Source organism: Geobacillus sp. B4113_201601 (assembly GCF_001587475.1).
GTDB classification, from domain to species: domain Bacteria; phylum Bacillota; class Bacilli; order Bacillales; family Anoxybacillaceae; genus Geobacillus; species Geobacillus icigianus.
Map to the genome: position 1 here is coordinate 330 of NZ_LQYX01000094.1, position 23,780 is coordinate 24,109.

The 23,780-nt window shown below is 50.8% G+C and carries 18 protein-coding genes and 2 pseudogenes; 17 read left to right on the forward strand and 3 right to left on the reverse strand.

Annotation, left to right across the window (positions count from 1 at the left end):
• Positions 1 to 140 precede the first annotated feature (140 nt).
• The 3 genes and pseudogenes from B4113_RS13305 to B4113_RS13315 form a co-directional block, all read left to right on the forward strand.
• Positions 141 to 1,103, forward strand: a pseudogene (locus B4113_RS13305) (5'-nucleotidase C-terminal domain-containing protein); the annotation flags it as partial.
• A gap of 201 nt (positions 1,104 to 1,304) precedes the next feature.
• Positions 1,305 to 1,913 carry a type IV toxin-antitoxin system AbiEi family antitoxin domain-containing protein gene (locus tag B4113_RS13310; protein WP_061912557.1) on the forward strand — a complete coding sequence of 203 codons (609 nt, stop codon included), beginning with the start codon at positions 1,305 to 1,307 and terminating at the stop codon, positions 1,911 to 1,913.
• Positions 1,914 to 2,162: 249 nt separating this feature from the next.
• Positions 2,163 to 2,825 carry a nucleotidyl transferase AbiEii/AbiGii toxin family protein gene (locus B4113_RS13315; protein WP_235598011.1) on the forward strand — a complete coding sequence of 221 codons (663 nt, stop codon included), beginning with the start codon at positions 2,163 to 2,165 and terminating at the stop codon, positions 2,823 to 2,825.
• A gap of 454 nt (positions 2,826 to 3,279) precedes the next feature.
• Here the strand turns inward: B4113_RS13315 and B4113_RS13320 are convergent, their stop codons facing one another.
• Complete coding sequence (locus B4113_RS13320; protein ID WP_033022553.1) at positions 3,280 to 4,026, reverse strand: hypothetical protein; 747 nt, start codon at positions 4,024 to 4,026, stop codon at positions 3,280 to 3,282.
• 221 nt (positions 4,027 to 4,247) lie between these two features.
• Between B4113_RS13320 and B4113_RS20655 the strand changes: the two genes are divergently transcribed.
• The 6 genes and pseudogenes from B4113_RS20655 to B4113_RS13345 all read left to right on the forward strand — a co-directional run bounded on the left by B4113_RS20655 (position 4,248) and on the right by B4113_RS13345 (position 11,074).
• A complete protein-coding gene (locus B4113_RS20655) occupies positions 4,248 to 4,739 on the forward strand; it encodes a hypothetical protein (protein WP_235598009.1) in 492 nt (163 codons plus the stop codon).
• An 18-nt stretch (positions 4,740 to 4,757) separates the two neighbouring features.
• Positions 4,758 to 5,480 (forward strand): annotated as a pseudogene (locus B4113_RS21250) (CAP domain-containing protein); the annotation flags it as partial.
• A 148-nt stretch (positions 5,481 to 5,628) separates the two neighbouring features.
• Positions 5,629 to 7,587 (forward strand): phosphodiester glycosidase family protein, encoded by a 1,959-nt coding sequence (locus tag B4113_RS13330; RefSeq protein WP_033022549.1) that lies wholly within the window; start codon positions 5,629 to 5,631, stop codon positions 7,585 to 7,587.
• A gap of 749 nt (positions 7,588 to 8,336) precedes the next feature.
• On the forward strand, positions 8,337 to 8,738 hold the full coding sequence (locus B4113_RS13335; RefSeq protein ID WP_033022547.1) for a hypothetical protein: 402 nt from the start codon (positions 8,337 to 8,339) through the stop codon (positions 8,736 to 8,738).
• A gap of 166 nt (positions 8,739 to 8,904) precedes the next feature.
• Positions 8,905 to 9,645: a hypothetical protein gene (locus tag B4113_RS13340; protein WP_033022545.1), complete on the forward strand. Its 741-nt coding sequence runs from the start codon at positions 8,905 to 8,907 to the stop codon at positions 9,643 to 9,645.
• A 31-nt stretch (positions 9,646 to 9,676) separates the two neighbouring features.
• Positions 9,677 to 11,074 carry a S41 family peptidase gene (locus B4113_RS13345; RefSeq protein ID WP_033022544.1) on the forward strand — a complete coding sequence of 466 codons (1,398 nt, stop codon included), beginning with the start codon at positions 9,677 to 9,679 and terminating at the stop codon, positions 11,072 to 11,074.
• Between the two features lie 172 nt (positions 11,075 to 11,246).
• Here the strand turns inward: B4113_RS13345 and B4113_RS13350 are convergent, their stop codons facing one another.
• Positions 11,247 to 12,140, reverse strand: coding sequence for an accessory Sec system S-layer assembly protein (locus B4113_RS13350; protein WP_033022543.1), 894 nt, complete (start codon positions 12,138 to 12,140; stop codon positions 11,247 to 11,249).
• 38 nt (positions 12,141 to 12,178) lie between these two features.
• A complete protein-coding gene (secA2, locus tag B4113_RS13355; RefSeq protein WP_061912558.1) occupies positions 12,179 to 14,572 on the reverse strand; it encodes an accessory Sec system translocase SecA2 in 2,394 nt (797 codons plus the stop codon).
• 271 nt (positions 14,573 to 14,843) lie between these two features.
• On the opposite strand from secA2, the gene B4113_RS13360 reads away from it, so the two are divergent.
• The 8 genes from B4113_RS13360 to wecB all read left to right on the forward strand — a co-directional run bounded on the left by B4113_RS13360 (position 14,844) and on the right by wecB (position 23,769).
• Positions 14,844 to 15,926: a glycosyltransferase family 4 protein gene (locus B4113_RS13360; RefSeq protein ID WP_033843032.1), complete on the forward strand. Its 1,083-nt coding sequence runs from the start codon at positions 14,844 to 14,846 to the stop codon at positions 15,924 to 15,926.
• Positions 15,927 to 16,164: 238 nt separating this feature from the next.
• Complete coding sequence (locus B4113_RS13365) at positions 16,165 to 17,283, forward strand: DegT/DnrJ/EryC1/StrS aminotransferase family protein (RefSeq protein ID WP_033843033.1); 1,119 nt, start codon at positions 16,165 to 16,167, stop codon at positions 17,281 to 17,283.
• Positions 17,284 to 17,401: 118 nt separating this feature from the next.
• Complete coding sequence (locus tag B4113_RS13370) at positions 17,402 to 18,139, forward strand: LPS biosynthesis protein (protein ID WP_033022559.1); 738 nt, start codon at positions 17,402 to 17,404, stop codon at positions 18,137 to 18,139.
• The gene (locus B4113_RS13375) at positions 18,136 to 19,149 is read left to right on the forward strand and encodes a Gfo/Idh/MocA family protein (protein WP_033843034.1); all 1,014 of its coding nucleotides are present in this window, start codon (positions 18,136 to 18,138) and stop codon (positions 19,147 to 19,149) included. The genes B4113_RS13370 and B4113_RS13375 overlap by 4 nt, the downstream gene beginning before the upstream one ends.
• 16 nt (positions 19,150 to 19,165) lie before the next feature.
• Positions 19,166 to 20,479, forward strand: a complete 1,314-nt coding sequence (locus B4113_RS13380; protein ID WP_033843035.1) for a nucleotide sugar dehydrogenase — start codon at positions 19,166 to 19,168, stop codon at positions 20,477 to 20,479.
• A 17-nt stretch (positions 20,480 to 20,496) separates the two neighbouring features.
• Positions 20,497 to 21,228, forward strand: a complete 732-nt coding sequence (locus B4113_RS13385; protein WP_033843036.1) for an acyltransferase — start codon at positions 20,497 to 20,499, stop codon at positions 21,226 to 21,228.
• 1 nt (position 21,229) lies between these two features.
• On the forward strand, positions 21,230 to 22,678 hold the full coding sequence (locus B4113_RS13390; RefSeq protein WP_033843037.1) for a lipopolysaccharide biosynthesis protein: 1,449 nt from the start codon (positions 21,230 to 21,232) through the stop codon (positions 22,676 to 22,678).
• A gap of 32 nt (positions 22,679 to 22,710) precedes the next feature.
• A complete protein-coding gene (gene wecB / locus B4113_RS13395; protein ID WP_033843038.1) occupies positions 22,711 to 23,769 on the forward strand; it encodes a non-hydrolyzing UDP-N-acetylglucosamine 2-epimerase in 1,059 nt (352 codons plus the stop codon).
• Positions 23,770 to 23,780: the final 11 nt, after the last annotated feature.

Here is a 23,780-nt window from a genome sequence, read left to right on the forward strand (position 1 = left end):
CCGGGATGGTGGATGGGTGTAAAAAAATGGATAGAAAAAACCCATCTCTAGATGAGGGATGAGAGTCCGAAAGCGCTTACGATATCAATTCCTAAAAATGGTCTACCAACGGGTGATTGACAACGCCCGTAGTAGACCGAAAAAATGTTCTCCACAAAGTCTTGACTGACTCTACCGTGTATGCGCTCAAAATTACGGGAGCCGAGTTGAAAGAATGGCTTGAGTGGTCGGCAGGGCAATTCAACCAAATCGACCCGAACAAGACAGACGTTCAGCCGCTTGTGAACAACGACTTTCCGACGTACAACTTCGACATTATTGATGGCGTGACGTACGAGATCGATATCACCGAGCCGGCGAAATACGACAAAAACCAAAATGTGATCAACCCGAACGCGAACCGCATTAAAAATTTGCGATTCCAAGGCAAGCCGGTGACGCCGAACATGGAGTTTATCGTTGCGACGAACAACTACCGGGCGACGACGAACCGGATCATCAATCCGGGCGGGAAAAACACGATTTTGGCCGCGCCGGATGAAAACCGGCAAGTCATCATCGATTACATTCGGGAAAACGGAACGATCAACCCGTTGGCGGATGGCAACTGGACCTTTGCGCCGGTGAAAGGGAAACAACCGGTGACCGTTTCTTTTGAATCGTCGCCGGAAGCGCAAAAATACTTGCCGCCAGACGGCAGCATCCGCTATGTCGCCAACTTGCCAAGCGGATTTGCCCAATATGAGTTTGCCTTGCCGCTTTGGAAGGAAGAAAAGCCCAATCCGCCAAAGCAGCCGGAAAAGCCAACCCCTCCTCGGGGGCACGTGAAAAAAGTCTACTGGGACGGCGTGGAGCTGAAAAAAGGGCAAATCGGCCGCTTGACGGTGCAAAAGCCGATCAATCTATGGAAACGGACGAAGGATGGGCGCCTTGTGTTCGTCCGCATCTTACAGCCTGGGGAAGTATACCGCGTCTACGGGTATGACGCGCGCTTCGGAGGACAGTACGCGGTCGGCGGCGGGTATTACGTGACCGACATCGACACGCACATCCGCTACGAAACGCCGTCAAAGGAGAAGTTGAAGTTGGTGAATGGGGAGTAAGCAAGAAAGCGGGGCTGTCCGAATGATAGGGCAGCCTCGCAAATAACGGTAAGAATTTTACTTATTGTCGGCATATAATAATAAGTGGATGCATTAAGGTGAAAAAAAGAGGGATATGGTGAGTAATCGAGAATAAGTATATTAAACGTTGGCAACAAATGATAAATGCCGACGTTTAGGTGAAAAGAGTGGTGATAATTAATGAATAAAGAAGTAAGTAAAATAATAAAAGATATTTTTGTGCGTCAAAAAGGATTTGCGAAGACAGAAGACTTAATCAGAGAAGGAGTGAGCAAATATTATATTCGAAAGTTCGAGCAAAATGGAGAAATCATCAGGATCAAACGTGGGCTGTATCGTTATGCTGCATTTGAAAATGATCAAAATGAAGAAGTGGTTGAAGTATCAAAAGTGATCCCGAATGGTGTTCTTTGTCTTTTGTCGGCGTTGTCTTTTTATGAGTTAACAACTTATAACCCGTGGGAGTACCAAATTGCTATTGAAAGAAAATCAAGGAAACCGAGTTTGCCCGATTATCCGCCAATTAAAATTTTCTATTTTTCAAAAAAACAGTTTGAATATGGAATTGAAGAAGTGGAAATAGGCGGCCATAAAATAAGCATTTATCATCGCGAAAAAACGATTTGCGACATTATTCGATACAGAGAAAAAATAGGAATCGATTTAATGAAAGAAGGTTTGCGAAATTATTTACAAAGTCCTGAAAAAAACATCAATAAACTGGTGGAATGTGCTGAGAAAATGCGCATCAAGACGGTTTTGTTGAAATACTTAGAGGTGCTTTTATAATGGGAAATGTTAAAAATATACCTGCTTCAGTTGGAGAAAGGCTAAAGAATATTGCTAAACAAAGCGGAAAAACCTTTGATTTCATTTTATTGTTGTATTTTCAAGAGAGGTTGCTATATCGACTCTCTATTTCTAATTATCGGGATAAATTTGTTCTAAAAGGCGGTCTCTTTATTATTTTCCTTAACACAATTTAAATCTAGGCCAACCAAAGATATTGACTTTTTAGCCAGACAAATTTCGAATGATATTCAATATATCAAAACTGCGTTTGAGTCCATTTGTACGTTAACTGCTGAAGAAGATGGAGTCGAATTTGATGTAAAGGGCATTACGGCTGAACGAATTAAAGAGGGTGCTGATTATGAAGGGATTCGTATTAAAATTCCGGCAGCACTTGGCAAAATAAAAAAGCAATTGCAACTGGATATTGGATTTGGTGATGTCGTGATCCCAAAACCACAAGAGATGCAGTATCCTACTTTATTAAATATGAAGCCCCCGGAAATTCGAGTCTACTCAACTTATTCAGTAATAGCTGAAAAGTTTGAAGCAATGATCTCACTATCTGTCGTCAACAGTAGAATGAAGGATTTTTATGATGTTTTCACGCTTTTATCAACCGAGAACTTTGATGGACGTGTTTTATGGGAAGCGATATTCGAAACCTTTCAAAGACGTCGAACGAATTTAGAAAAAGAACATCCTGTGTTTTCGTCTTCTTTTGTAGAAGATGAGAGCCGAAACAAACAGTGGAAGGCATTTTTGCAAAGAACGGGTATAAAAGAAGATCTACAGTTTCCCTTCGTCATGGAGAAAATTCGAGATTTTCTTTTTCCTGTATATGACTCAATTTTAAAAGAAAATGAATATTGGAAAATGTGGAATAGCCGGACTCTTAAATGGGAGTAAGACAGTACGCGGTCGGCGGCGGGTATTACGTGACCGACATCGATACGCACATCCGCTACGAAACGCCGTCAAAGGAGAAGTTGAACTCACATTTCGCACCCTGAATAAAAATTCGAAATAAGCCCGATTTGACCGAATAAAATAAGTAAATTTTTTCATAAAAGATTATTTTTATGCGAATATTTGCGTTATTTTTGGCTCTTCACCAAAAGTTGTACTTGATTTTTTTCATCACATACCTTACTTATGCAACCAAGAAAGAACAGGAAACCAATCATGTTTTGCATACACTTGTTCAGAGAAGCGAACCGTCTGTCAAGTACATGTTGCGGTGATGACCCTTATTTTTGTATATTATCCAAATATTTATAAATATGAGTTGAAATTGGTGAATGGGGAGTAAAAACAGAAAGCGAGGCAGTCCAAATCAAAGGGCAGCCTCGCTTTTTGCACGTTATTGTTCACCCGTGATCGTAATCGTCAACCCGTCCGCATCATAGGAAAGAGCAATCACAAGGCCGTTTTTGTGAAATGCGAGTCGAGGCGGATAGCCTTGATCAGAATCCGACTGTTCATATTGTTTTCCGAACAGTGTGATAAGCTGTTGTTTCAGATGATTGTAAATCGCTGTAAGCTGATCTTTCCCAAGCTTCTGCCCAGCATCAAATGAATAGCCGTAGAAAGCGAGTTTTTCATTTTCAAATCCATATACCAGCAATGTAGAATACCCGAAGAGGGAAGTAGAGTAGACCCAAGTATCGGTCCCATCTGCTTTTTCACGCTGTAGAAATTTCGCTGTTTCCAACTTCTTGACTTGAGAAGTGGGCATGCCCAGTTTTACTCCACGGAACAGCTGTTCTATTTTGACTTGATTGAGTTTTGCTTTGGACGGAGTTTCGTATTTTACTCGTCGAGCATCGCGATCGACATAATATCCGCCTCCTAAACCTAACATGCCCGGTTTAAACGTGTAAATGCGGTAGGTTCCGCCGGCTTTTAACGTTTTGACGTAGACTTTCTTCTCGCCTTGCAACTTATAAAGCTCTGTATCTTTTACAATGGTTAATTTGCCGATTTGTCCCTGTACTAATTCCATGCCATTCCACCAAACTTTTGCTTGCGCATCGTGGGCATGAAACGGTGACAGAAGGATTCCAGCGCTTAGCGCTGAGACGGCTAGAAATTTTTTCGTAATGTTCATAAAATGTGCTCCTCTCTCATGAAAATGGAAGAATAAATGATGATTTATTTTAACCTATCTTTTTCCCTTAGCCAAGTCCGATGAGAAGCTTGTTTGACGAAATGTTGACCTTTGCGCCACCAAAGCCCCCTCTTTTTCTTCGAAATCATTCTTTTTTCTCTTTTCTTTTGACGGAAAGATGTCTATGATGAAAGAAAAAGAGAAGGAAGGAGCGGACGGAGTTGAGGAAATGGGGGCAGACACTGACAATTGGAATACTGTTGGCGGCAGTCGGATGGCTTTGGGTGCCGAGTACATCCATGGTCAAGGCCGGGGGATGCGAAGAACGTGTTGGCACGGAGAAAGTGCGGTGGGCCGGTGCTGAACTGAAGCCTGGACAAATCGGCCGGGTGACGGTGGCGGCGCCGACAGAACTATGGTTGTCGACCAAAGCGGTAGAGACGCTGCCAAGCGGAGCGGTGTATCGGGTGTACGCGTTGGGCAACGGCTATTTCGATGTCGGCCAAGGATATGCGATTAAGAACGATGCCCGCGTCCGCTATGAAACGCCGGCAAAAGAGAAGTTGGTCGCTGCTTTATGCGTGCAGCAGGCGAAAACAAGCATGGCCGATGTCGCGATGAATGGGGTGGCGATCGGCGACTCGCGCGCCAAGGTCGAAGCGATGTACGGCAAGGCGAAGCGGAAGACGAAAAACGCCTACGGCCTATATTGAGAGGCGTATGATCAGGGGGGGTACAAAAACTTTTTGATGGTGAGCTATGAACGTGATCGGGTGGCGGCGATGTACACGAATCAGCCGATTGTACAAACGAAAAACGGAGTGGGGATCGGCACTGCGAAAACAGCGGTGAAAGTCCGTTATGGTCGCCCGCTCTCTTTTATCCAAAAAGAGAATGTTTACTACAACATTCAAAGCGAGGAATACGACACGTATCTTGTCAACGGTCGCTACCTTACCTTCTTTTATGACCGGTACAACAACAACCGGGTGGATGGCGTGCTTGTCGTCAATCGGGCGCTCGAGGATGAAAAGCCCGGGTTTTATGGAACGACGACAGAAGAACTGCGTGCGGCCTATGAATATCAAATTTTTGATTTGGCGAATGCCGCGCGCCGCTTGCACGGGCTTCCGGCGCTCGTGTGGGATGCGAAAGCGGCGGCGGCTGCTCGTGAGCATAGCGAAGATATGGCCGTTCACCGCTACTTTTCTCATACAAATTTGCAAGGATTGTCGCCGTATGATCGTTTAAAGCGCCACGGTATCGTTTATCATGTCGCAGGGGAAAACATTGCCTACGGCCAGTACGATGCGATTTTTGTCCATGAAGCGTGGATGCACTCGCTCGGACATCGGCAAAATCTTTTATATCCGAACTTTACCCGCCTCGGCGTCGGGGTGGCGTTCACTTCATTCCATCAACCCTACTATTCTCAAGAATTTTACGCTCCGTAATGGCGCGGTTTTCCATCTCTTAGGGGCCGTTCCGGCGCTGCCGGACGTTTTTTAAAACAAATGGAAAATAATCCTCCTTTTTGTAGAAGTTTGTCGTATAATAGAATCGATTGCAACAAAATGATAGAAAGAGAGGAAAAGAGGAACAGTGGGAACAGCGAAGAGCATTATCCGCATCGGGATCGGGGCGGTGTTGGCGGCATGGACGGCGCTGCAAGCGACAGAAGCGGATGCTGGGGCGAACATCGTCTACTGGGAAGGCATGCGCCTTGTGCCGGGGCAAATTGGAAAATTAGAGATCGTGAAACCGATTAATCTATGGAAACGGGAAAATGGGACAATGACGTTTGTTCGCGTGCTAGAGCCTGGAGAACAGTACCGGGTGTATTCGTACGATGAAGCGCTTGGCGGCCAATACGGGGTTGGCGGTGGATATTACGTCACCAATATCAAAGGGCATGTCTTGTATAAAACGCCGTCGAGGGAGAAGCTTAAACTTGTCAATCCGGGACGGTACGGAGCGAAACAGTTGGCTGTGGGCACAGTGGTGAAGGAAGCGTTGGCGCGCGTGGCGCCAGGGGTAGAAAAGGAAGAAATGGAGATTGTCGGCGTGCGCGGCAAGCAACACGTATACAAGCTTGACATCGATGCGGCGAATGAGAAGTTGGCCATCGAGACGGCGCTGTCCAATGATCAAGTGCTTGGCATTGAACCGGTGCTTCAGCAGGCCAAGCGCTATGATGGCCGCGACGGAATCGTGTTAGCGGCAGTGAATGGGGATTATTTCAAAGAGGACGGGTCACCGACCGATTTGATGGTGCACCGTGGGGAAATCGTGATGACGAATACGACGCCGGCGGCGGAACGGACGATTTTTGGCATCGGCGCTGATGGGAAGCCGATGATCGGCAATCCGGATGTCCAGATTCGAGTTCAAATGGGACAAGGAAGCCCTTATCCCATTGACGGCATCAATAAACCGCGGCGTGCTCATCAGTTGATTTTGTATACCCCGTATTTCGCTGCCTCCACGAAAACGAACGCTCTTGGGACGGAAGTCGTGTTGACGAACGTCCAAGGGGTGTTGAACGGGAATGGAACGGTCACTGCAACGGTGAAGAAGGTGGCTGTGAGTCAAGGAGATGAGCCGCTTCAGCCGGGGGAATTGGTGTTGTCGGGCCACGGACGGGCGAGCGACTATTTGCGGCAAGCGAAAGCGGGGGATACGGTGCAAATTTCCCTTCAGTATGACCAACCCCAATGGAGCGGGGTGAAAGAAGCGCTTGGCGGTCGATATCGATTGGTGGCAGGAGGGCAAGTGCAGTCGTTTGCGATCGCCGGTGCTCATCCTCGCACCGCTGTCGGCATTGATCGGGATGGAAATGTCATGCTCGTTGTTGTCGATGGTCGTCAGCCTGCTCATAGTCAAGGCATGACGTTGAACGAGATGGCCAAGTTGATGGGTGAGCTTGGCGCAGTCGATGCGATGACGCTGGATGGCGGTGGATCGTCGACATTGGTCGTCCGTCAGCCAAACGGGCAGCTCAAGGTCGAAAACAAACCATCTGATGGGTTCCCGCGGCCGGTGGCCAATGCGCTTCTTGTGGTGTACAAAGAGACGCAGGAGAACGGGGACAGCGAAGAAGTGCTTGACGATTTTGAAACGGAGTCGAAGTGGAAGGCAGCAGGCGTTAACGCTGTAGGGGCGGCGGTTGAGCGGACGATGGAGAAGGCGAAAGACGGAACGAAGGCGTTGAAAATTTCATACGATTTCCGCGGGATGCTGGGAACATCCGGCGTCTATGCTAGTCGGGAGGAAGCGATTTGGATTTCGAAACGGCCGCAAGCGATTGGTATGTGGGTGTATGGAGACGGAAGCGGCCATTGGCTGCGCGCCCAGCTCCGGGACGGAAGAGGACGGCGCTTTTGGATCGATTTTACCCGTCATGTTGATTGGGTGGGGTGGAAATACGTGCAGGCCGCCGTGCCTAGCGATGTTGTGCTTCCGCTCATGTTGGAGACGCCGGTGCGTTATATGGAAACAGACGCAGGGCGGAAAAACGCCGGGGTGATTTACATCGACGGTCTTCGCGCCATTTTCCGTTGATGCGCAGTCTGGAAAGACGGCGAACGAATAAGGGATGTTGGGCGCTCGTAAGAATTGCTATATAGACAGAATTTCATGAAGGAAAATTCGTCACCAATAAAAGAAACGGTCCCTGTATAATTTTGCGCATTTCCGAATTCGTGTATTTTTAGGAGGACGGGGAAAAACCGCTGATTCCTTTCATCAATGGGAGAATGGGCGAAAAGCAGGACCGATGTAACAAGGTTTTTCTAAATGAGAAATAACATTGTAAAGCGTTATACACGATTCAATCACCAGCCTCTTAGGACGCGATGAAGACGAGAAACCGATCTTTGATGGAGGTTGTCGATATTTGGCTGGCGAAGCAAGTCTGTGGCTTGCTTCGCCACACCAAGGTGTGGCGGAAGACCGAACCACCGTCTGCTTTATGAGTCTGGGAGCGGCGCGGTTCGTTCGCTAGCTCATGTATTATACATGCAACATGAAGAGTTCACCTCTCTGTTATCCTGCACACCCTAAGCGCTGCACATTTCCTCCAAAGATCCTGTGGCTCAACCTGCAAGCTGAGCCATGGGAGAGGAAGCTTGTTGCAGGAGAAGCCAAATGTTCATTTTTCAATGAGCATGTATATATATTATGCAAACAAAAAACTTCCAATCGCATCATCATGAATCGAGACCCCTTGCACGCTGTTCTGCGGGGCATTTGCATTTCTCTGAAAAGTATTGTATATATGTGGATAGGCAAACCGCAAGGGAGGCAAAAGCTTGACGATGGACGAACAAACGTTGTTGGAGCAGTTGCGGCAAAACCCGCCAAAGCTGGTCGGAGGATATAAAAAACAAGGATGGGCGATCAAGGTGTTGGAGAGAATCGCCAATCCGGATGTGGAAGAGGAAGAAGGCGGACGGGTGACAGCCAAAGCCGTGTTACAAGCGCAAGACGGCACGTATTATCCGGCTTTTTTAACGATTGATCTCCATCAACAAGGGAGAGTTGTTGGTGTCTATTTCATCGCCGAAAACAAGGAGCAGTTCGATTTGATTCCATTCGAATGGGCGAAAGAGTTTCTGGGAAAGCCAGAGCAGGCCATCATTCCGTTTCGCTACCGGACGCTAAGCAAAATCGAAGGAGATCAGCAGCAAACGAACTGGCCGCACTTTTGTTGATCTAGGCTGACTCTGACAGTCAATGGAAAGGCGACTGAAGAGTCAGCCTTATTTTTGCTTGGAAGGGGTTACGATGAATTTTTTTTCAGGGCCTATTTTCATTTTGCTTCTTTTCCAGTAAAATTGAAATACATGTTTTATATTTTGGTAGATAGCAGGTGAAAGCGTGAGGAGAAAACGGAGAAAAGCATTTTTCATCATCGGATGGCTGGCGGTGTTTTGGCTGTCTTTTTCACTGTTGGCCGTTCAGACGGAAGCGGCTCCGTTCCCGAATGTGGAGCGGCTTGAGCAGCATGCCGCCCAACTTGAGCGGGTGATGAAAGCCAATCAATGGTCCAAGCCGTACCGTCTCTTCAATCAAGTCAAAAGCGATTTTCAGGCGGCAAAAACAGAAGTGGCGCGCGTGCGTCCGCAAACGGCAAGGGCGCAGTTGGAAAAACGGATCGCTGCCGGAGAACAGACAATCAAAAAGGCTTCTGCCTATATCAGCGCTGTCGAAAGCGGGGAGCGATTGCGCGCCTTGACGGCCAACGTCGACCGGGCGCTGCGGACGGGGGATGTGGATGTCGTGTATGATTCCTATACCCTGTTGCAATACCAAATTCGCAAAACGGCGATTCTCATCGGCGGTGTTCCGGGAGCGGCGCTGCGCGAAAAGATGGAAGGATGGTTTCAACGCCCGGCTTTGGCTGTTCAGCAGCGCGCGTATGATCCCATCAATATTATGAAAGCCATGGACAAGCTGCTTGATGCGTATGATGAAGGGGATATCGCGCGGGCGGAGCGGCTGTTGTCGCTTTGCGACCGATGGCTGCCAAACGTGGTGGATGTGGCGACGCGCAAGCAGCTGGCGGTGTATATCGATGATTTTAAAGCGCCGGTTGTCTTAGATGTCGATATCGAGTAAACGGGCGCATCTCGGGAGAGGAGAGACGAATATGACGGTGATGCAACGATGGGTGGCGGCTCTTCTGTTGTTTGCGGCTCCATTTTTGGCTTGGAGCCCACCGGCGGAGGCGGCGCCGGCGTCAACGAAAGTGCTCGAAGAAGTGCGGGAGTTGGTTCGTCAGTATTATGTTGAACCCGTAGGCGATCGAGTGCTGAAAGCCAGCACTCCGCAAGAGATTGTCAAACAGCTTGACCCGTATTCTTCTTATATGACAAAACAAGAATACGAGGAATTTTTGAAGTGGATTGACATGGAGTCTGTTGGCATCGGTGTGATGATTGAGGAAGATGAGGACGGCGTTCACATCCTGTCTGTCTTGGACAATGGACCAGCCGCCCGCGCCGGACTGCAGCCGGGCGATGTCATTCGGACAGTTGATGGTCAGCCGGTAACAAATGAGACCACGGAAAAAGTATTGAGCTTGATCGCAGGGGAAGAAGGGACGACGGTGGCCGTAACCGTTTGGCGGCCGTCGACTGAGGAAACTTTCAGTGTCACCATCAAACGGGAAAAAATCGACTGGCCGAACGTTGAGTTCAAACGGCTGGCAGGGAATATCGGCTATATTCAGCTACATAGTTTTGACGAGACAGCGCCCAGTGAAATCGAACACGCCATCCGCTCCTTAAGCGGGGTGAAAGGGTGGATTTTGGACCTTCAGAACAATCCGGGAGGATATGTCGGAACAGCGCAGCAAATCGCCGGCTTTTTCCCAAATGTGAAGCAAGCGTTTCAGTTGCGCGACCGTTCGAATCGCCCGGAAGTGTATGCTGCTGTCAAACAGCCGGTGCAAATGACGGGGCCGATCCGGTTGCTTGTCAATGCGTCGAGCGCGAGCGCGTCGGAAATGTTGGCGGCGGCGGTGAAGGAGCAAAAGGCGGCTGTTTTGTACGGACAGCGGACGTTTGGCAAAGGATCGATGCAAGAAATGTTTGAGCTGTCGGACGGCAGTGTGTTGAAGTTGACCGTCGCCCACTTTTTCTCGCCAAAAGGGACGCCGATTCACCATGTTGGGGTGAAGCCGGATGTGCCGACGGTCGTTGGGAAAGAGCTGTACGCCGCTCACCGCGATTTGCTGATTGGTCAGCTGAAAGGGTATCAGTCGCTCGGCAAGCTGCGCAATGCGCCGGTCGATAAGACGTTTGTCGTCCGCTTCTCTCGTCCGCTCGCCAATACCGGGGTAAGCGGGGTGAAATTGTATCAATTAGGCGGACAGGAAGCAGCGGTGACGGCGCAAATCCGTCGGGGGACGGAGTTGGTGATCAAACCGGGAGCGAGGTTGGCCAAAGGGCAGAGCTATTTATTGGTCATTCCGCCGGTGTTGAAAAGCAAAGACGGCGTGGTAATGAAAAAAGGTGCTTACATGGAGATTCAAACTACGAAATAAGGCCCTCCCGTCGAGATGGGTTGGATAGCCGTCGTTCTTGATGATGCAACGTTCGGCTGTTACGTCTAAGGCTCAGCGGACAACGGGAGCGCGGCCGTTTTGAATGGAACGGTGCAAAGAAAGCTGGCCTCCATCGGTCGTTTGGCGACCATGGGGGCCAGCTTTTTGCCGGTTACTCCTCGCTTGATTGCGTTTCTTGCCTTTCGCTCTGTGCTGGGGGGGATGGGATCGCCACCTTCCAAGACGTCCAATCCGGTTCTGCTTTGCGCAGCAATTCCGGCGGGAAGAGGAACGTCCATGGTTTGCTGGTGTGGGCTTTCACTTCCAGATGGCAGGCAAACAATCCGCGAGCGACGATGTCGCCAGCATGATCCCGCACTTCAAGCGGGATTTGTTCAAAACGGATCTGCTGGTCGCTGCCGTTGCGAATGAGCAGCGTGACGGCTAGCTCGCCGGAAGGCAGCTGTTTCGCTTCAATGCCCATGAAGTTCACTTCCCCGCGAGCAGGAGGCGGAACCGAGTCGACAAGGGCTTGCAGCTGTTGGCGCTGTTCGACCGACAGCGACTGCTCCCAGCTTTCCTCCAGCTCGAGCCGGTGCTGTGGGGGCAGTTCAAAGGCGACCTTCCATCCGCCTTTAGGCAACTGGTCGACGAGCTTGTCCTCGGCGGCGAACAAGAACCGCCACGGACGGGCTGTCATCGGCGGCAGTTCGCCGAAAGCGCTCATATCAAACTCTTTGCGGGCGATCGCTGTGCCATCCTCGCCAAGCAGCAACAGGCGAATTCGTTCAAAGCGGACCGGTTTCGGCAGCGTATTGCGCAACATGGCGACAGCGACAAATCCATCATTGTATTCGACCAGCTTGACGCCCGAAATGGAAATTTGGTTTGGCTGAAGCGGCGGCAGCTGTTCGTGGTAAAAGCGATAGACGTACGTTTCTTCTGGAGACAGCTGCCAGTCCGGATGAAACGACAGCGTTGTTTTCGTTCCGACCTCCGGCTGTTCGACATGTTGTGCCGGCAGCTCGGCCTCCGGTTGCGTGCGTTGTTTTTTTCGAAAAATCATCGAACCCCCTCCTTTACGGGGCGGCGTGCTGCGCCGCGTTATGGCTGGTTCGCGGCGGCGGCCGCTTCGTCATCAATGACAAACTGGCTTTTCAAATAGTTCATGGCGGCGATGGAGACGCCGGCGTCGATCGCTTGCTGGAGCGCGACGAATTCGCGATAAGCGTCCATTTCAAAGGCGCGGTACGGATCCTCTTGGCCATAGCTGCGCAAATGAATGCCCTCTTTTAATACATTCAGTTGATTTAAGTGGCGAATCCAGTGGGCATCGATGGTTTCAACCATCAAATGCTTAAGCCGCATGGTTTGTTCTTCGTCGCACGGAAGATCGGTGAGTGCTGCTTCAAGCGATTGGTATTCGTCCCAAACGAGCCGGGCGATTTCTTCTTTTTGCTTATGGCGCAGATCATCAATCAGATAAGCAAACCGGAAAAAGGCAAGGCGCAGCTCGTTGTGCAATCCTTCGATGTTCCACTCTTCAAAAAAGACGTTTTCCGGACAGTAACGGTCGATCGTTTGCGTGATATAGCGATGGATGTGCCGAAGGAGCTCGGACAGCACCTCTGCCTGTTTCAGCGCCAAGGCGCGATCACGCATATGGTAGATGACTTTGCTTTGTTGGTCGATCACGGTGTCCAATTTCAATAAATGCAATCGCGCCGAATAATGGGCGTTTTCGATCGTTGTTTGCACTTTTTGGACGAACTTGATCGGGTCAGGCGACACAATGAGCCCGGTGTCATCCGTCTTGACTTTGCTTCGCCATTTTTCCAGTTCCTCTTGATCGTACAACCGAAATAAATCATCCTCCAGCGAAATGATAAACTGGGAAGACCCCGGATCCCCTTGGCGTCCTGCGCGGCCGCGCAGCTGCATATCAATGCGATGGCTTTCATGTCGCTCTGTGCCGATGATGTGCAGCCCGCCCAGTTCCTTGACGCCTTCCCCAAGCAAAATATCCGTTCCGCGCCCGGCCATATTGGTGGCGATCATCACTTGCCCTTTCTGCCCGGCGGTCGCGATGATGCGCGCCTCTTCCTCCTCCGTTTTGGCATTGAGCAGGTGGTGAGGGATGTCTGCTTTGGCAAACTCCGCTGATAACCGTTCCGACTGAGCGACTGACGTCGTGCCGATGAGAACGGGGCGGCCGATGGCATTCATTTTCTTTACTTCGTCAACAATTTTCCGCACTTTTGCCTCATGCGTCTGGTAGACGAGGTCGTCCCAGTCGGTGCGGCGGGATGGACGGTTTGTCGGAATTGCGATCACGCGTAGCCGGTACGTTTGCCAAAATTCTTCTTTCGACGGCGTAGCGCTGCCCGTCATCCCGGCTAGCTTTTCATACATCCGAAAATAGTTTTGGATCGTAATCGTTGCTTGGATGTCGTTTTCTTCGGTGATGTCCACGCCTTCTTTCGCCTCGATCGCTTGATGCAGACCATCGCTGAATGAGCGCCCTTCCATCACCCGACCGGTGAACGGGTCAACGATCATAACTTTGCCGTTTTTGACGATGTAATCGACATCCCGCCGCATGATAAACCAAGCGCGCAGCGATTGCATCGCATGGTGAAGCAGCACGTGATGCTCCCAGTCGTATAGGTTGTCGATGCCAAACGCCCGTTCAAGTTTTTGCGCTCCTTCTTCCGTGAGAAAAATTTGCTTTGTCTCGAGTGAGCGCTCATAGTCGTTTCCTTCTTGAAAGGTGCAGACGATCCGCGCCATAATCGGGAACAGTTCGGCCCCGATGCCCGATTTGTTGGCGATGATGAGCGGGGTGCGCGCTTCGTCGATTAAAATGCTGTCAATTTCATCGATAATGGCGTAATACAGCGGGCGCTGCACTTTATCTTCGAGGCGGTACACCATGTTGTCGCGCAAATAATCAAAGCCGAACTCGGTGCCGGTGCCGTACGTGATATCAGCCGCATACGCTTCTTTTTTTTCGCTCGCCGTCATTTGCGACACATTCAGGCCGACGGTTAAGCCGAGGAAGCGGAACACACGGCCCATTTGTTCGCAGTCGCGGCGCGCTAAATATTCGTTGGCTGTAATAATGTGGACGCCTTTCCCAAGGAGGGCGTGCAAGTAGCTTGGCAAAGTGGCTGCCAGCGTCTTTCCTTCCCCGGTCTGCATTTCGGCGATGTTTCCTTCATGCATCGCCAATCCGCCCATCAGTTGCACGTCGTAATGGCGCAGCCCGAGCACGCGCCGGGCCGCTTCCCGGACGACGGCAAACGCCTCGGTTTTTATGTCGTCGAGCGTCTCGCCGCTTTCGAGCCGTTCTTTGAAGGCAACCGTTTTTTGACGCAGTTGTTCGTCGCTGAGCGAAGAAATGGTGGGCTCCCATTCATTGACTTGCGCCACCAGTTTAGCAAGACGCTGCACTTCTCGAGCGCTTTCGTCAAATAGTTGCTTTACTTTTGTCAACATATTGTCCATTCCTCTCCTAGACAGGCATGATTCACACCAAGTGCTCTAAAACCTAATTATAACACAATGCGTTCGTTTTTGAGGCAAAATGTAAAATGTGGAATGATTCGTCGAGTTGGTGTTCGGAGTTTCACAAAAGGAAGGGGAAAAGAAATTTTCCATCCTTGGGGACAAAAAGTGGTGTAAAAAAAGATTGATTTACTCATCGTATATGGTAACATAAAGATGATGTGTGTTTCTCCGATTTTTTATAAGGCCAAGGTGATTGCACATGAATACGGAAGCATTTTTCGCATGTTTCGCTTCGTTTATTGCGGTATTGGTCATCACCCCGTTTGTGATCAAGCTCGCTATCAAAATGGGCGCGGTTGATCGGCCAAACGGGAGGAAAGTGCACACAAAAGTCATGCCAAGGCTTGGCGGATTGGCTATTTTTGTTGGTGTGGCCGTCGGCTATTTTGTCGGTGGGGTGTACAAAGAACAAGTAACGGGGATAACAATTGGGGCCCTCATCATTGTCCTCGTTGGGGTGCTTGACGATTTGTACGAGCTGTCTCCCAAGGTGAAGCTGGCCGGACAGTTGCTGGCGGCGTTCGTCGTTGTCGCTTCGGGACTCAAGGTCGATCTTTTGACCGTCCCGTTTGTCGGCACCTTTGAGTTGGGACTGTGGAGCTACCCGATTACGATATTTTGGATTGTGGCGATCACGAACGCCATCAACTTGATCGATGGGTTGGATGGATTGTCCGCGGGCATTTCCGCCATTGGGATTGCGGCCATTGCCGTCATGGCGGGCATGGCGGGCAAAACGCTCATTTTCACCCTTTGTTTGATCATCCTAGGCAGCGTCATCGCTTTCTTGTTTTACAACTTCCACCCAGCGAAAATTTTCATGGGGGATACCGGTGCGTTGTTTTTAGGTTATGCCATTTCTGTTTTGTCGGTGCTAGGCCTTTACAAAAGCGTGACGCTCTTCAGCTTCGTCGTTCCGGTGATCATTTTGGGCGTGCCGATTTTCGATACGACGTTTGCCATTATCCGCCGCATTGTGAACAAGCGGCCGATCTCGGCGCCCGATAAGTCGCATCTCCATCATCGGTTGCTCGCTCTCGGGTTTTCGCACCGCAACACGGTCTTGTTGATTTATGCGTTTGGCTTGATGTTTGCGGTCAGCGCTATTTTGTTCTCCGCCTCGACGTTATGGCAGTCCATTCTCATCGTTTTTGCCTTGATCGTCTTCGGGGAGCTGCTGGCTGAGCTGATCGGCTTGGTCAATGACCAGTACAAGCCGTTTATGACTTTTATTCGCAAGTTGCTTCGGGGGAGCCGAAAAGTATACGGAAATGACCGATAAATAAATAGCAAAGGGGCCGTTTGTGTCATATAAAAGGACAAACGGCTTTTTTCAGGAATTGCCCGTCTTTGGAAAATTATACCCTTCTTTTTCGTTGTTTATGCAGTTTATACAATTCTATCGCTGATTTTTTACGGCAAGGCCAAGATTGCCACAAAACTGTCATTATATATTGTCACAAATGTGATAAACTAAACATGTTTATTCGATATATTTTTTGGATTTGGAGGAACTTGCGATGAACGTGCCTATGTTGGATTTGAGCGAACAGTATGAACAATTGAAGCCGGAGATTTTGCGTGTATTGGACGAGGTGATGCGTTCTTCCCGCTTTATTTTAGGGGACTATGTAAAGAAAATGGAAGCGGAAATTGCCGCCTACAGCCGGGCGAAACACGGAATCGGCTGCGGCAACGGAAGCGATGCGATACATATTGCTTTGCAAGCAGCCGGCGTCGGGCCAGAGGACGAAGTCATTACCACATCGTTCACGTTTTTTGCGACGGCTGGAGCCATCGCGCGGCTTGGCGCCAAACCGGTGTTTGTCGATATCGATCCAGTGACGTTCAACATCGACCCTAGACAAATCGAAGCTGCGGTAACAGAGAAAACGAAAGCCATCATCCCGGTGCATTTATACGGGCAAATGGCGGATATGGAGGCGATCGCTGCGATTGCCAAACGTCATGGGTTGGTTGTCATTGAGGACGCCGCCCAAGCCATCGGCGCCAAATACCACGGGAAGTGCGTTGGCGAGCTGGGGACGGCGGCGACGTACAGCTTCTTCCCGACGAAAAACTTGGGCGCCTACGGGGATGGCGGCATGATCATTACGAACGATGATGAATTGGCGGAAAAATGCAGGGTGATCCGCGTTCATGGCAGCAAGCCGAAATATTACCATCATGTGCTTGGCTACAACAGCCGTCTCGATGAGATGCAAGCGGCGATTTTAAGCGTTAAATTCCCACATCTGGATCATTGGACGGAACAGCGGCGCCAGCATGCGGCGACGTATACGCGCCTGCTGCAGGAGGCGGTCGGCGACCTTGTCGTGACGCCGAAAGAGGTCGAGGGGTGCTATCATGTGTTCCATCAATACACGATTCGCGTGCCGAAGCGTGACGAGCTGCAGGCGTTTTTGAAAGAACAGGGGATCGCGACGATGGTGTACTATCCGCTGCCGTTGCATTTGCAGCCGGTGTTTGCTTCGCTCGGGTATAAGGAAGGGCAGTTGCCGGAGGCGGAAAAAGCAGCGAAAGAAGCGCTGTCGCTCCCGATGTTCCCAGAGCTGAAAGAGGAGCAGCAACGATACGTCGTGGAGAAAATCGCAGAATTTTACCGTCATTTCGTTTGATCGTCCAACCTGTCAAAGGAAACGTCACTTGCATACAGCGATGGCGTTTTCTTTGGCGTTGGATCGTTTGTTTTGTTCACAACACTTTGTTATTTTATGATAAGGGATGGTGGCCGGATTGACGGCAGAAAAACGACCGTTTGTGCTATACGAATATTTGCGCTTTTTTTGGCAGCGAAAATGGTGGTTTCTTCTCATTCCGCTTGCGACGATCGTGTTGACCGTCATCGCAGGCAGGCTTTTGTTGCTGGGGGAGAAGTATACGGGGAAAGCTGTCGTGTTTACCGGATCCATTGACGTAAAAGAGTTAACGGATCCGAAAAATATAGAAGCGAAGTTTCCTGAGGCGAAAAACTTGGACATCGTCGTTCCTGAAGAACAGTACGTACAAATCAAGGTCAAAGGCGACAATGAACAAGCGGTGAGCCGGGAATTGAAGCATGTAGTGTCCGAATACAGCCGGGAGCTTGAGCGCCATTCACAAGAGCGGATTGATGTCACCACGAAATACTTGCATGCGTTGGAAGAGCGTGAGCGCGCATTGCAGCAAAAAGTTGATTATTATAGCAAACAAGTCCAGTCGGGCCGCTTGAATCCGGAACAGCTCGATGACATCAGTGACTTGTTGGTTGAGTCGGAAAACAATTTGACCGAAGTGATGGAGCGCGTCAATCGCATCCGCGGCAATCTTGTCTTTTACGAAAAACCGGCCGTATTGTCGGAAACGGTGGGGAAATCGAACACGTATACCGGGCAGCTTGCGGCGATCGGTCTTGTCCTCGGCCTGTTTTTGACGGTCGTTTGGCTGACACTTTGGAAGTATGTATTGGACGCGAGGAGGTACTATTCTTCATGATCCGTTTTGCTATTGTCGGCATGGGGCATATCGCGAAAAAACATATCGATGCTATTGAAAAGGCGGATGGCGCTGAGCTGGCGGCCGTGTGCGACACGAACCCGGAGCGGCTGCGCGACGTCTCGGGTGTTCCGATTTATACTGATATGGAGACGATGTTGAAGGAGAACGAACAGATCGATGTTGTCAACATTTGTGTTCCGTCCGGATTGCATGCGCCGTTGACGAGGTTAGCGGCCCGTTATCGCCGTCATATCATTGTGGAAAAGCCGATGGCGCTCTGCACGAACGATGCTGAAGAGATGATCGAGGCGGCGAAAGAATACGGCGTGAAGCTCGCGGTCGTTCATCCGAACCGCTTCCGTCCGGCCATTCGGAAGCTGAAAGAGGCGATGGAGCGCGGGATGTTCGGAAAACTGAGCCACGCGAACGCCACGGTGCGCTGGAATCGAAATCAAGCCTATTACGATCAGGCGGCGTGGCGAGGGACGAAAGCGTTCGATGGCGGCGTTTTGATGAACCAAGCGATTCACAATTTGGATTTGCTGCTTTGGCTGATGGGGCCGGTCAAGGCGGTGCAAGCGATGGTGGCGACTCGTCTGCGCAAGATTGAGACGGAAGACGTCGCGGCGGCGGTCGTGGAGTTTGAAAGCGGAGCGCTTGGCGTTATCGAAGCAGCGACGACGATTTACCCGCAAAACTTAGAGGAATCGATCGCCATTTTCGGCGAAACGGCATCAGTGAAAATCGGCGGCCGAACGGCGAACTTTATCGAAACGTGGGAAGCGGAAGGCGTCAGTGAGGAAGAGCGAGCCAAGCTCATCGATGAGATCAACGCCGACCCGTTTGGCAAGTCAGGGCACCAATGGATCATTGAAGATATGGTGCAAGCGATTCGCGAAAACCGCGAGCCGATCGTCAATGGTTGGGACGGACTGGCTCCTGTTCGGCTGATCGAAGCCATTTTGCGTTCGGCGGAAACCGGGGCAAGAGTGCCATTATCTCAGTAAGAAAGGAATGAGAAGAATGAACTGCGCGGAACGGCTGTTGCAAAAGTTTGAGAAACGCGACGCGGTGATCGGCGTGGTTGGGCTTGGCTACGTCGGGCTGCCGCTGGCAGTCGAAAAAGCAAAAGCAGGGTTTCATGTCATCGGCTTTGACATCCAACAAAGCCGCGTCGATCAAGTGAACAATGGCATCAACTACATTGGCGATGTCGTTGATGAAGATCTGCATGAAATGGTCAAACAAGGGCGGCTGGTAGCGACGACCGATTACGCCCGGATCGCGGAAGTCGATGCCGTGGCGATCGCGGTGCCGACCCCGCTTGATGAGCATCATCAGCCGGATACGTCGTACGTCGAAAACTCGGCGAAGGAAATCGCGAAATATGCCCATGAGGGGATGCTCGTCGTTTTGGAATCAACCACCTATCCAGGGACGACGGAAGAAATTGTAAAGCCGGCGCTGGAACAAAAAGGACTTGTCGTCGGGGAAACGGTGTTCGTCGCCTATTCGCCGGAGCGGGTGGACCCGGGCAACAAGCAGTTTAAGACGAAAAACACGCCGAAAGTCGTCGGCGGCGTGACAAAGACGTGCACGAAAGTGGCGGCGGCGATGTATCGAGCCGTGCTTGAAGGCGATGTCCATGAAGTGTCGAGTCCAGCGGTGGCGGAAATGGAGAAAATTTTTGAAAACACGTTCCGCCATATCAACATCGCGTTGGCGAACGAAATGGCCATTTTGTGCGAACGGATGGGTATTGATGTCTGGGAAGTCATCGATGCAGCGAAAACGAAGCCGTATGGATTTATGGCGTTTTATCCGGGTCCGGGGCTTGGCGGCCACTGCATTCCGATCGACCCGTTTTATTTGACATGGAAAGCGCGCGAATACAACTACCATACGCGCTTGATCGAGCTGGCTGGCGAAATTAACAACGCCATGCCGGAATATGTCGTCAACCGCGCGATGCTCATTTTGAACGAAGAAGGGAAGGCGCTGCGCGGTTCGAAAGTGACGGTGCTCGGCGTCGCCTACAAAAAAGACATTGATGATGTGCGCGAATCGCCAGTGTTGAAAATCGTCGAACTGCTCGAGCAATACGGAGCGGAGTTTGCGGTCGTCGACCCGTATGTTCCGTCGTTCCGGGCGTGCAACCGGGTGGTGGAGACGGTCGAGCTGACGCCGGAATTGCTGGAGCAGTCGGATCTTGTCTTGATTGCGACCGACCATTCCAACATCGACTATGAAATGGTCGCTCGTCACAGCCGCGTCGTGTTTGACACACGCAACGCTATGAACGATGTGTCGAAACCAGCCAAATACGTCAAATTGTAAGCGAAGGAGACGAAACGATGCATATTGTCGATCCCTCTGTTGTTTGCGGTGAACGTGTCGAAATCGGCCATTTCACTGTCATCGAGGCGAATGTAAAAATCGGGAATGACGTTAAAATCGGCCATCGCGTCACGATTCACGAAGGAACGGTCATTGGGGACGGCGTGACGATCGCCGACGGCGCGGTGCTCGGCAAACCGCCGAAGCCGGCGAAAACGAGCACCGTCAAGCTGTCCGGTGAGCTGTCGCCGCTTGTCATTGGCGACCATTGCACGATCGGCGCCAACGCTGTCATCTATCGAGGTGCAACGATCGGCGCCTACACATTGATCGCGGATTTGGCGAGCGTGCGCGAAAACGTACACATCGGTCAATATGTGATCGTCGGGCGCGGGGTGTGCGTCGAAAACCACGTCCAAATCGGCGATCGGACGAAAATCCAGTCCAACTCCTACATCACGGCGTACACGACGCTCGAAGATCATGTGTTCATCGCCCCGTGCGTCACGACGACCAACGACAACTACATGGGGCGGACGGAGGAGCGATTTGCGAAAATCAAAGGAGCGACCATCAAGCGCGGGGCGCGTGTTGGCGGCGGCGCGATTTTGCTGCCGGGCGTGACGGTGGCGGAAGAAACGTTCGTCGCCGCCGGAGCGCTCGTAACAAAAGATACGGAGCCGAAAACCGTTGTCAAAGGATTCCCGGCCCGTTTCAGCAAAATGGTGGACGAGCGGGAGTTGTTGTAAATTGTTCGCAGCATTCAAGCGTTTAGGAGCGGATTCGCTCCTTTACGCGTTTATGAACGTCGGCACGAAGCTGATCGCGTTTTTGATGCTGCCGGTTTATACAAGCTATTTGTCCAAGGCGCAGTACGGAGCGGTCTACTTGATTGACCAATGGACGTCGATGCTGACGTTTCTCGTCATTTTTGGAACGGATTCGGCGCTCTCTTTTTATTATTATGATACCGATGACAAAGAGAAGCGCCTTTTGTATGTGCGGAACGTCATGTATGTTCGCCTGTTCATAGTCGCTCTCTTGTTTCTCCCTGTCGTGGTGGCTGGACCATGGATAGCGCATGCCCTGTTGGATGAGCCTAGCGATGTCGATTTGTTGTATCTGAGTCTTATAACTTTGTTGCTTGATACGATTTTCGTTGTAGCGACAACGGTCATGCGCTTTGAATTTCGGACGAAATCGGTCGTTATCTGGACGCTTTTGAAAATGATGTTGGTCGCTGTGCTGTCGTACGCGGCACTCCGTTGGTTGGCGGCCACTCCCGAAGGATTGCTGATGGGCCGCCTAGTCAGCAGCGCACTCGTCTTTTTGTTGATGCTTCACTTCACGGTAAAGTACATGGTGTGGCGTGTGCGTTGGGATATAGTCAAGCAGCTTTTGGCTTACGGGGCGCCGCTTGTGCCGACTTCGCTCGCTTTTTGGGCGATCGCCAATGTCAGCACATTGTTTCTCAAACATTTTGCCTCATTGGAGGAAGTGGGAGTGTTTGGGGTAGCCTTACGGTTGGCAGCGGTGATTACTTTGATTACGAGCGGGGTGCAAATGGCTTGGCGGCCGTATTCGATGTCGATGAAAGCTCGCCCTGGACACCGTGAGTTGTTTGCGAAAGTGTATATGGCGCTTCTTGTCATCGGAGCCATGGGTTTGGTGGCGATCGCGACGGTAAGCCCGTGGCTGGTCGAGACGTTTTTCAAGCCGGAATATCGGGAAGCCTCCGCTTATATCCCGTTTTTGTCGGCCGTGACCTTTTTGAATTTTTATTATTTGATTTTGTCCACCGGTTTGTTTTTGACAAAGGAAACCGGCTATATTTCACGAGTGTTCACGTTAGCAGCGCTTCTTCACCTTGGATTGAACGCCGTTTTGGTGCCGCTTTGGCTCAGCTGGGGGGCGGTTGCAGCCAGCCTGATCACATATCTGATTGCTGTGGTTTTCATTTTTCGCAAAAGCCAGCAAGTGTATCCCGTGCCGGTGTCATGGAAAAAGATGAATTTTATTTTGGTTGCTACCTTGCTCGCCCTCATCGTCATCGTCTATGTCCAGCAGACGCCGCTTGCTGACGGTTGGGTGCTGGCTGGTTGGGGCTTGTTTGCCGCCACGCTGTTTGCCACCCGAGTTGATCGTGATTTGCGGCGTCCGGTGCGCACGATCGAGGGAGAAAATGTGCAAAATACTTGATAATCGGTCATCTGATCTAGGAGGTGTTTCAGATGAAAATTGCCACCGTGTTGGGCGCCAGACCGCAGTTTATCAAGGCTGCCCCCGTCTCGCGCGTCTTGCGAAAACAATATACCGAAGTGCTGATCCATACCGGGCAGCACTATGATCCCAATATGTCGGCCATTTTTTTTGAGGAGTTGAACATTCCGACGCCTGACTACTATCTTGGGGTAGGCTCAGGCAGCCATGGAAAGCAAACAGGGGAAATGCTCATCAAAATTGAGGAAATCGTTCTGAAGGAAAAACCGGATTATGTGCTCGTCTATGGCGATACCAACTCGACGCTCGCGGGCGCTCTTGTCGCGGCGAAGCTCCATATTCCCGTCATCCATGTCGAAGCCGGACTGCGCAGCTTCAACAAGCAGATGCCGGAAGAAATCAACCGCATTATGACCGATCATGTCTCTGAGCTCTTATTTTGCCCAACGGAGACAGCCGTGGAAAATTTACGCAAAGAAAACATTACGCGAAACGTCTGGAATGTCGGCGACGTCATGTATGACGCCATTTTGTACAACAAAGCGCTCGCACAGCGCCAATCGACGATTTTGGCTGATTTGTCGCTGGCCGAACAATCCTACTACTTGATCACCATTCACCGAGCGGAAAATACCGATGACCCCGACAAATTGAAAGCCATTTTGGCTGCCTTTGCGGACATCGACGGCACGAAAGTGTGGCCGATTCATCCGCGGACGCGGCATAAGCTGGAAGAATACGGGTTGGACGTCTCAACGATCCCCGGGCTTCGGCTGATCGATCCGGTCGGTTATTTGGACATGCTGAGGCTGGAGAGCGGCGCGAAAAAAATCATCACCGATTCAGGCGGCGTGCAAAAGGAAGCCTATTTCCTGCGCGTGCCTTGCGTAACGGTACGCGAACAAACTGAATGGGTGGAAACGCTCGAAAGGGGAGCGAACATCTTAACCGGCACGGACCGCGAGAAGATCGTCGCAGCGGTTCGCAGGGAAGTCGCCCCCGTTTATGCGGACGTCTTTGGCGATGGGCATGCGGCGGAGAAAATCGTGGCGGCGATCGGGCAGCGATAAGGGTGCGTCGG

Excerpts from the sequence above, each read along its gene's own strand:
- B4113_RS13310 (WP_061912557.1), top strand. The coding sequence starts at position 1,305 with ATGAATAAAGAAGTAAGTAAAATAATAAAAGATATTTTTGTGCGTCAA.
- B4113_RS13320 (WP_033022553.1), bottom strand. The coding sequence starts at position 4,026 with ATGAACATTACGAAAAAATTTCTAGCCGTCTCAGCGCTAAGCGCTGGA.
- B4113_RS13345 (WP_033022544.1), top strand. The coding sequence starts at position 9,677 with ATGACGGTGATGCAACGATGGGTGGCGGCTCTTCTGTTGTTTGCGGCT.
- B4113_RS13350 (WP_033022543.1), bottom strand. The coding sequence starts at position 12,140 with ATGATTTTTCGAAAAAAACAACGCACGCAACCGGAGGCCGAGCTGCCG.
- secA2 (WP_061912558.1), bottom strand. The coding sequence starts at position 14,572 with ATGTTGACAAAAGTAAAGCAACTATTTGACGAAAGCGCTCGAGAAGTG.
- B4113_RS13360 (WP_033843032.1), top strand. The coding sequence starts at position 14,844 with ATGAATACGGAAGCATTTTTCGCATGTTTCGCTTCGTTTATTGCGGTA.
- B4113_RS13365 (WP_033843033.1), top strand. The coding sequence starts at position 16,165 with ATGAACGTGCCTATGTTGGATTTGAGCGAACAGTATGAACAATTGAAG.
- B4113_RS13375 (WP_033843034.1), top strand. The coding sequence starts at position 18,136 with ATGATCCGTTTTGCTATTGTCGGCATGGGGCATATCGCGAAAAAACAT.
- B4113_RS13380 (WP_033843035.1), top strand. The coding sequence starts at position 19,166 with ATGAACTGCGCGGAACGGCTGTTGCAAAAGTTTGAGAAACGCGACGCG.
- B4113_RS13385 (WP_033843036.1), top strand. The coding sequence starts at position 20,497 with ATGCATATTGTCGATCCCTCTGTTGTTTGCGGTGAACGTGTCGAAATC.
- wecB (WP_033843038.1), top strand. The coding sequence starts at position 22,711 with ATGAAAATTGCCACCGTGTTGGGCGCCAGACCGCAGTTTATCAAGGCT.